Source organism: Noviherbaspirillum sp. (assembly GCF_035627455.1).
Classification (GTDB): Bacteria; Pseudomonadota; Gammaproteobacteria; order Burkholderiales; family Burkholderiaceae_D; genus Noviherbaspirillum.
This window is the reverse complement of the sequence record NZ_DASPLS010000064.1, coordinates 19,644-27,041: the sequence shown is the minus strand read 5'-3', so window position 1 is coordinate 27,041 and position 7,398 is coordinate 19,644. Positions and strand designations below refer to the sequence as shown.

8 protein-coding genes are annotated in these 7,398 nt (G+C 62.7%); 5 read left to right on the top strand and 3 right to left on the bottom strand.

Features of this window, described 5'->3' with window-relative positions:
• The coding region (trxC, locus tag VEC01_RS12065; protein WP_324901095.1) for a thioredoxin TrxC at positions 1-417 on the top strand (417 nt) is incomplete at its 5' end.
• A gap of 62 nt (positions 418-479) precedes the next feature.
• Here the strand turns inward: trxC and VEC01_RS12060 are convergent.
• Both VEC01_RS12060 and VEC01_RS12055 read right to left on the bottom strand, forming a co-directional pair.
• Positions 480-821, bottom strand: coding sequence for a c-type cytochrome (locus VEC01_RS12060; protein ID WP_324901093.1), 342 nt, complete (start codon positions 819-821; stop codon positions 480-482).
• Positions 822-832: 11 nt separating this feature from the next.
• Positions 833-1,153, bottom strand: coding sequence for a cytochrome c (locus tag VEC01_RS12055; RefSeq protein ID WP_324901092.1), 321 nt, complete (start codon positions 1,151-1,153; stop codon positions 833-835).
• 346 nt (positions 1,154-1,499) lie between these two features.
• Between VEC01_RS12055 and VEC01_RS12050 the strand changes: the two genes are divergently transcribed.
• From VEC01_RS12050 to VEC01_RS12040, 3 genes are read left to right on the top strand one after another with little or no spacing between them, the layout of a single operon-like run.
• The gene (locus VEC01_RS12050; protein WP_324901091.1) at positions 1,500-2,354 is read left to right on the top strand and encodes a MoxR family ATPase; all 855 of its coding nucleotides are present in this window, start codon (positions 1,500-1,502) and stop codon (positions 2,352-2,354) included.
• A gap of 6 nt (positions 2,355-2,360) precedes the next feature.
• A complete protein-coding gene (locus VEC01_RS12045) occupies positions 2,361-2,948 on the top strand; it encodes a GNAT family protein (protein WP_324901090.1) in 588 nt (195 codons plus the stop codon).
• A gap of 9 nt (positions 2,949-2,957) precedes the next feature.
• On the top strand, positions 2,958-4,127 hold the full coding sequence (locus tag VEC01_RS12040) for a hypothetical protein (protein WP_324901089.1): 1,170 nt from the start codon (positions 2,958-2,960) through the stop codon (positions 4,125-4,127).
• A gap of 213 nt (positions 4,128-4,340) precedes the next feature.
• On the opposite strand, the gene VEC01_RS12035 is transcribed toward VEC01_RS12040, so the two are convergent.
• On the bottom strand, positions 4,341-5,171 hold the full coding sequence (locus tag VEC01_RS12035) for a response regulator (protein ID WP_324901087.1): 831 nt from the start codon (positions 5,169-5,171) through the stop codon (positions 4,341-4,343).
• Positions 5,172-5,415: 244 nt separating this feature from the next.
• On the opposite strand from VEC01_RS12035, the gene VEC01_RS12030 reads away from it, so the two are divergent.
• The gene (locus VEC01_RS12030) at positions 5,416-7,398 is read left to right on the top strand and encodes a DNA topoisomerase IV subunit B (RefSeq protein ID WP_324901086.1); all 1,983 of its coding nucleotides are present in this window, start codon (positions 5,416-5,418) and stop codon (positions 7,396-7,398) included.

The following is a 7,398-nucleotide window of genomic DNA, read 5'->3' as shown; positions in this document are numbered from 1 at the left end:
GTTTGCCCCGCCTGCAACGCCGTTAACCGCTTTCCCGAGCAGCGGCTGGGCGATGCGCCGGCCTGCGGAAGCTGCAGCCGCCCGCTGTTCCAGCACCGGCCGGTCGCGCTCGACGCCGGCAGTTTCGACAAACATGCGTCTCGCAACGACATTCCGCTCCTGGTCGACTTCTGGGCGCCATGGTGCGGCCCCTGCCGCATGATGGCGCCGGCGTTCGAGCAGGCAGCAGCCCGGCTCGAACCGGATTTCCGTTTGGCGAAAGTTGATACCGAAGAGGAGCCCGGCCTGGCCGCCCGCTTCGGCATCCGCAGCATCCCTACCCTCGCTCTGTTCCGTCACGGACAGGAAATCGCACGCCAGGCGGGCGCCCTGGGTGAAGCGGACATCATCCGCTGGGCGCGCTCCCACCTTCGCTGAGCGCCGCGCGCGGGCGAAAAAAAAGCCACGGCAAGCCGTGGCTTTTTCATGCTTGAGCGGGATTACTTGCGCAGTACCAGCGTACCCGGCAGGCTGCTCAGATAGGCGGCGATGTCCTGGATATCCTTGCTCGACAGCGGCTTGACCTGCGCGGCCATGATCGCGTTGCCACGGCCGTTGGCGCCATCGGCGCCGCGCTTGTACGCGATCATCGCGACAGCCAGGTAATCCTGGTGCTGGCCGGCCAGCTTCGGGTAGGTCGGGTCGATCGGCGTGTTGTAGTCCTTGCCGTGGCAGGAGAAGCAGTTGTACTTCTCGGCAGCCGCCTTGCCGGCGTCGACATTGCCTGCGGCGAAAGCGTTGAAGGAAAGCAGCAGCGCTGCGCCCGCGAGAATCGTCTTCATTGTCCGTCCCCTTATTTCTGCTGTGCGTAATAGGCGGCGACGTCGGCGATGTCCTGGTCCGACATGCCGCCGGCGATGCCGCGCATGCTCGGATGCTTGCGGTCGCCCTTCTTGTAGGCATTCAGCGCGCTCTCGATGTACTTGGCCGACTGGCCGCCGATCATCGGCACCTGGTAAACCTCGGGGAAGGATGCCTTGTAACCCGGAATGCCGTGGCAACCGACGCACATTGCAACCTTGGTTTCGCCGGCCTTGGCATTGCCGACGATATCTGCCGCTCCGGCATAGCCGGCGATACCGGCGAGTGCGAGAAACGCAATATGTTTTTTCATGGTAGCTCGGAAAGTTAATACGACATGTCAGAACTCATCCGCAAAGGATTCGGCGAGGCGTCTCCCTCCCCCGGCACTGCTTGTTCTTTCGGATTCTCGGCGCCGGGCAGGCGATTCATTTACGGATGAATTCTTGGTGTTCTGACGGGGCAATACCCATTTGCTTGTAGGTGTTGCTCCGACGCATGAAAGCTGGTCAATTCTACATGAAGACCGCGCACTTAGTCCACGCCGCCCGCAACGCCGTCCGATTCAGCGCAAATATCCCGCTAGACCCGCCCCTCCAACCCCGGATTGCCATCTCGCTTATACTTGATTTTTCTTTTCCTCTTGAAGACTCCGTACCATGCGCCCTGATACCCGCTTCGAAGGCTCCAGCAACTACGTCGCCACCAACGACCTGAAACTCGCCGTCAATGCCGCGCTGACGCTGCAGCGCCCGCTGCTGATCAAGGGCGAGCCGGGCACCGGCAAGACCATGCTGGCCGAGGAAGTCGCCGCCGCGCTGGGCATGCCGCTGCTGCAGTGGCATATCAAGTCGACCACCAAGGCGCAGCAGGGCCTGTACGAGTACGACGCGGTATCGCGCCTGCGCGATTCGCAGCTCGGCGACGAGCGCGTCAAGGACATCCACAACTACATCGTCAAGGGCGTGCTGTGGCAGGCGTTCACGTCCGACCAGCAGGTGGTGCTGCTGATCGACGAGATCGACAAGGCCGATATCGAATTCCCGAACGACCTGCTGCGCGAACTCGACCGCATGGAATTCTACGTGTACGAGACGCGCGAACTGGTCAAGGCGAAAAACCGGCCGCTGGTGATCATCACCTCGAATAACGAGAAGGAGCTGCCGGACGCCTTCCTGCGCCGCTGCTTCTTCCACTACATCAAGTTCCCGGACCGCGACACGATGGAACAGATCGTCGGCGTCCACTTCCCGAACCTGAAGAAGGAACTGCTGGCGCAGGCGCTGCAGACCTTCTACGAGGTGCGCGAGGTCGCCGGACTGAAAAAGAAGCCGTCCACCTCGGAGCTGCTCGACTGGCTCAAGCTGCTGCTGGCCGAGGACATCCCGCCGGACGCGCTGCGCAGCAAGGATGCGAAGGCGGTGGTGCCGCCCCTGCATGGCGCGCTGCTCAAGAACGAACAGGACGTGCACCTGTTCGAGCGGCTGGTATTCATGTCGCGCACCAACCGCTGATCCATCATGGCATTCGTCACGCCGCTCACGCTCGCAGGCGAGCACGTCACGCTGGAACCGCTGGACATGTCCCATGCGGCGGGCTTGAGCGAGGCTGTGCTGGACGGCGCGCTGTGGAAGCTGTGGTACACCTCGATCCCGGCGCCGGAAGGCATGAAGGCCGAGATCGAGCGGCGCCTGTCGCTGCAGGCCGCGGGCAGCATGATGCCGTTCGCGGTGCGCCGCAACGACAGCGGCGCGCTGTGCGGCATGACCACCTACATGCATATCGACGGCGTGCACAAGCGGGTCGAGATCGGATCGACCTGGTATGCGCAGAGCGCGCAGCGCACCCCGATCAATACCGAAGCCAAGCTGATGCTGCTCACGCATGCGTTCGAGCAGCTGCAATGCATCGCGGTGGAATTCCGCACGCACTGGATGAACCACCAGTCGCGCAACGCGATCGCCCGGCTCGGCGCGAAGCAGGATGGCGTCCTGCGCAACCACCAGCGCATGCCGGACGGGTCGTTCCGCGACACGGTCGTCTTCTCGATCATCGAATCGGAATGGCCGACCATCAAGCGCCACCTGCTCCACAAGCTCGGGCGCTGAGGAGGCAACATGCTCATCGACTTCTTCTTTACGCTCAAAGACGCGAAGATTCCCGTCTCGATCAAGGAATTCCTGATCCTGCTGGAGGCGATGCAAAAGAGCGTCATCAGTCCCTCGCTCGACGATTTCTACTACCTGGCGCGCACCACCCTGGTCAAGGACGAGGCGCATTACGACAAGTTCGACAAGGCGTTCGGTTTGTATTTCCGCGGCATCGATGCGATCTTCGAGAAGCATCCGGAGATTCCGCTGGAATGGCTGCAGAAACGCATGGAACGCGAACTGACGCCGGAGCAGAAGGCGGCGATCGAAAAGTTCGGCTATGACAAGCTGATGGACCGGCTGAAGGAGCTGCTGAAGGAACAGAAGGAGCGCCATGAGGGCGGCAACCGCTGGATCGGCACCGGCGGCACCTCGCCCTTCGGCAACGGCGGCCAGAACCCGGAAGGCATCCGCATCGGCGGCGAAGGCGGCAACCGCTCGGCGGTGAAGGTGTGGGAAGCGCGCGCCTACCGCGACTACGACGACGAGCGCGAACTCGGCACGCGCAACATCAAGGTGGCGCTGCGCCGCCTGCGCAAGTTCGCGCGTGAAGGGGCGGAAGAGGAACTGGCGCTGGACGACACCATCCGCGCCACCGCCAACAACGCCGGCTACCTCGACATCAAGATGCAGCCGGAGCGCAGGAACAACATCAAGGTGCTGATGCTGCTCGACGTCGGCGGCACCATGGACGACCACATCGCGCGCACCGAGGAGCTGTTTTCCGCGGCGAAGACGGAATTCAAGAACATGGAGTTCTTCTACTTCCACAACTGCGTGTACGACTACCTGTGGAAGAACAACCGTCGCCGGCACGCGGAGCGTTTCCCGACCTGGGACATCCTGCGCAAATACCCGCCCGACACCAAGCTGATCTTTGTCGGCGACGCGACCATGAGCCCCTACGAGATCCTGCAGCCGGGCGGCTCGGTCGAGTACAACAACGAGGAAGCCGGCGCCGCCTGGCTGCAGCGCTTTACCAGCACCTTCCCGAAATTCATCTGGCTCAATCCGGAACCGGAAGGCTTGTGGCAGTACCGGCAATCGATCACGGTGATCCGTCAGCTGATGAACAACCGCATGTTCCCGGTGACGATAGAGGGGCTGGAGCGCGGGATGCGGCTGCTGAGCAAATAGCAATAGGCGCGCAGCAGCGAATCCCGCCGCACGCGCTTATTTCTCCGCGCCTTGGCCAGCCTGCCTCACCCCGAAAACGGCAGAGGCCGTAGGGTGGGTAGAGCGAAGCGAAACCCGCCATCAACCGCATCTGGAGCGCTCGGTGGGCTTCGCTTCGCTCTACCTCGGCGGTCCCACCCACCCTACCTCAGCGACACGCAATCCCCGCCTGCCCTACCGCGAAAACGGCAGGAATTTCTTCAGCACCGCGACCAGGTGGTGGCTGGCCAGCGGCTTTTTCAGGAAACCGTCGGCGCCCACGTAGCGCGCCTGTTCCAGGTCGTAGATAAATGGTTTGCTGACCAGGAAGACCACCGCGATGCGCAGCGGCGAATCCTTTTCCTTCACCGCCCAGCACAGCCGGTAGGGATCGACGCCCGGCGTGGAGGTATTGATCATCACCACCGCCACCCGCTCCTGCTTGCAGATCTCGGCTGCCTCGCTCTCGTTGTTGACCCAGAGGACCTTCACTTTCTGGCGTGCCAGAAGGTCCGACAGGTAGTCGCGCAGCGCCGGCGCCTTGTCCACCACCAGCAGCGCGCCATTCTCGGGTACCGGCGTGCGCATCCTTTCGTATTCCGAAGGATCGGTCAGGTCGAGGTCGAGGCGGTCACGGCGTCGGCGCTCCGGCACCGCGATGATGTCGGACGCCTCCAGCCGGGACAGCGCGTCGGCCCGCTTTTCGACCAGGTCGTCGAGCGTCTCGAACAGCTGCGCCCAGCGGATCGGGCTGTCGACTTGCGGATAGGGGAGGTCGAGGCCGGGCCGACCGACCAGCATCGCCGGACGGACCTCGCTCGGGCGCTGGTCGGCGAGGCTGACCAGGGCCTTGAGCTGCCGGGCATTGGCAACGTACAGGTCCGGGTCCTGCAGGTTGTCTTCTTCCAGCCGGAAATACCCGTAGCCGCGCCCGGGTTTCGCCGCGAAGTTCTCGTCAAACGCCGCTTGTTCCTCGTGCGAGAAGCCGATGAGGCGTACTGCGAAGGGAAATGTCTGGCTGATCATCGCGGTTCATTTTATAAACATTTCCAGAAGTTGCACCAGATAAATTTTTTCGGCTTGTTTCCGCCATAAGACAACAAGTCGCGCGATATTGACGAACAGTTATTGGAGTGGCACCAATCGCCCCCACTTAGTCGAATCCCGAGTACTTTACCCGGGAATGCCGCTTCGATTTTCATTAGAATGCTGTGACTTATGTTTAAATACATGCCCTCCGGTAATCACCGATACGTGGCTTCTCCTCTGAATGGCAACTAGAAAATCCTCCGATTACAGCGAATCGTCCATCCGGGTCCTGAAGGGACTCGAACCGGTCAAGCAGCGGCCGGGCATGTACACGCGCACCGAGAATCCGCTGCACATCATCCAGGAAGTGATCGACAACGCCTCCGACGAAGCGCTCGGCGGCTTTTGCAAGAACATCATCGTCACCCTGAACCCCGACGCCAGCGTCAGCATCGAGGATGACGGCCGCGGCATCCCGGTCGGCCTGCATCCGGAAGAAAAAGTGCCGACCGTCGAAATCGTGTTTACCCGCCTGCATGCGGGCGGCAAGTTCGACAAGGGTTCGGGCGGCGCCTATTCCTTTTCCGGCGGCCTGCACGGGGTCGGTGTGTCGGTCACCAATGCCTTGTCATCGCGCCTGGAAATCACGGTGTGGCGCGAAGGCGGCGTGCACCAGATCACGTTTGCCGACGGCGATGTGGTCGAAAAGCTGAAATCCCGGTCCCAGACTCGGGAAGACAAGAAATCGGGCACCCGCGTCACCGTCTGGCCGAATGCGAAGTATTTCGATTCCTCCGCCATCCCGAACGCGGAACTGCAGCGCCTGCTGCGCTCCAAGGCGGTGCTGCTGCCCGGCGTGAAGGTCACGCTGGTCAACGGCAAGACCGGCGAGCGCCAGAGCTGGCACTATGAACACGGCCTGCGCGGCTATCTGGTCGAAACGCTGGCGCAGACCTCGGGAGCGGAACCGCTGATCCCGCTGTTCGAGGGCGAGCAGTATGCCGGCGCCGACGCCGAAGGCTTTGCCGAGGGCGAAGGCGCGGCCTGGGTCGTCGCCTGGACCGAGGAAGGCAATGTGGTGCGCGAATCCTACGTGAACCTGATTCCCACGCCTGCCGGCGGCACCCATGAAGCCGGCCTGCGCGAAGGATTGTTCAACGCGGTCAAGAGCTTCGTCGAGATGCATGCGCTGCTGCCCAAGGGCGTGAAGCTGCTGCCGGAAGACGTATTCGCGCGCGTATCCTTCGTGCTGTCGGCCAAGGTGCTCGACCCGCAGTTCCAGGGCCAGATCAAGGAGCGCCTCAATTCCCGCGACGCGGTGCGGCTGGTCGGCTCCTTCATCCGCCCGGCGCTTGAACTGTGGCTGAACCAGCATGTCGATTACGGCCGCAAGCTGTCGGAACTCGTGATCAAGCAGGCGCAGTCGCGCCTGCGTTCGGCGCAGAAGGTCGAGAAAAAGAAATCTTCCGGCGTGGCGGTGTTGCCGGGCAAGCTCACCGACTGCGAATCCGACGACGTCACGCGCAACGAGCTGTTCCTGGTCGAGGGCGACTCGGCGGGTGGTTCCGCGAAGATGGGCCGGGACAAGGAGTTCCAGGCCATCCTGCCGCTGCGCGGCAAGGTGCTGAACTCCTGGGAGACCGAACGCGACCGCCTGTTCGCCAACAATGAAATCCACGACATCGCAGTGGCGATCGGCGTCGATCCGCACGGGCCGAACGATACACCCGACCTGTCCGGCCTGCGCTACGGCAAGATCTGCATCCTGTCGGATGCGGACGTCGACGGCTCGCACATCCAGGTGCTGCTGCTGACGCTGTTCTTCAAGCACTTCCCGCAGCTGATCGCGCGCGGCCACATCTGCGTCGCCCGCCCGCCGCTGTACCGCGTCGATGCGCCGGCGCGCGGCAAGAAGCAGGCGCAGAAGCTGTATGCGCTGGACGACGGCGAACTGGCGGCGATCGAGGACAAGCTGCGCAAGGATGGCGTCAAGGAAGGCGCCTGGGGCATTTCCCGCTTTAAGGGCCTGGGCGAAATGAATGCGGAGCAGCTGTGGGAAACCACGATGAATCCGGACACCCGCCGCCTGTTGCCGGTGTCGCTCGGCGACTTCGACCTGGCCGCCTCCGAATCGCGCTTCAACATGTTGATGGGCAAGAGCGAAGCGGCGGCGCGCCGCGCCTGGCTGGAAGAACACGGCAACGAAGCCGAAGCCGACATCTGA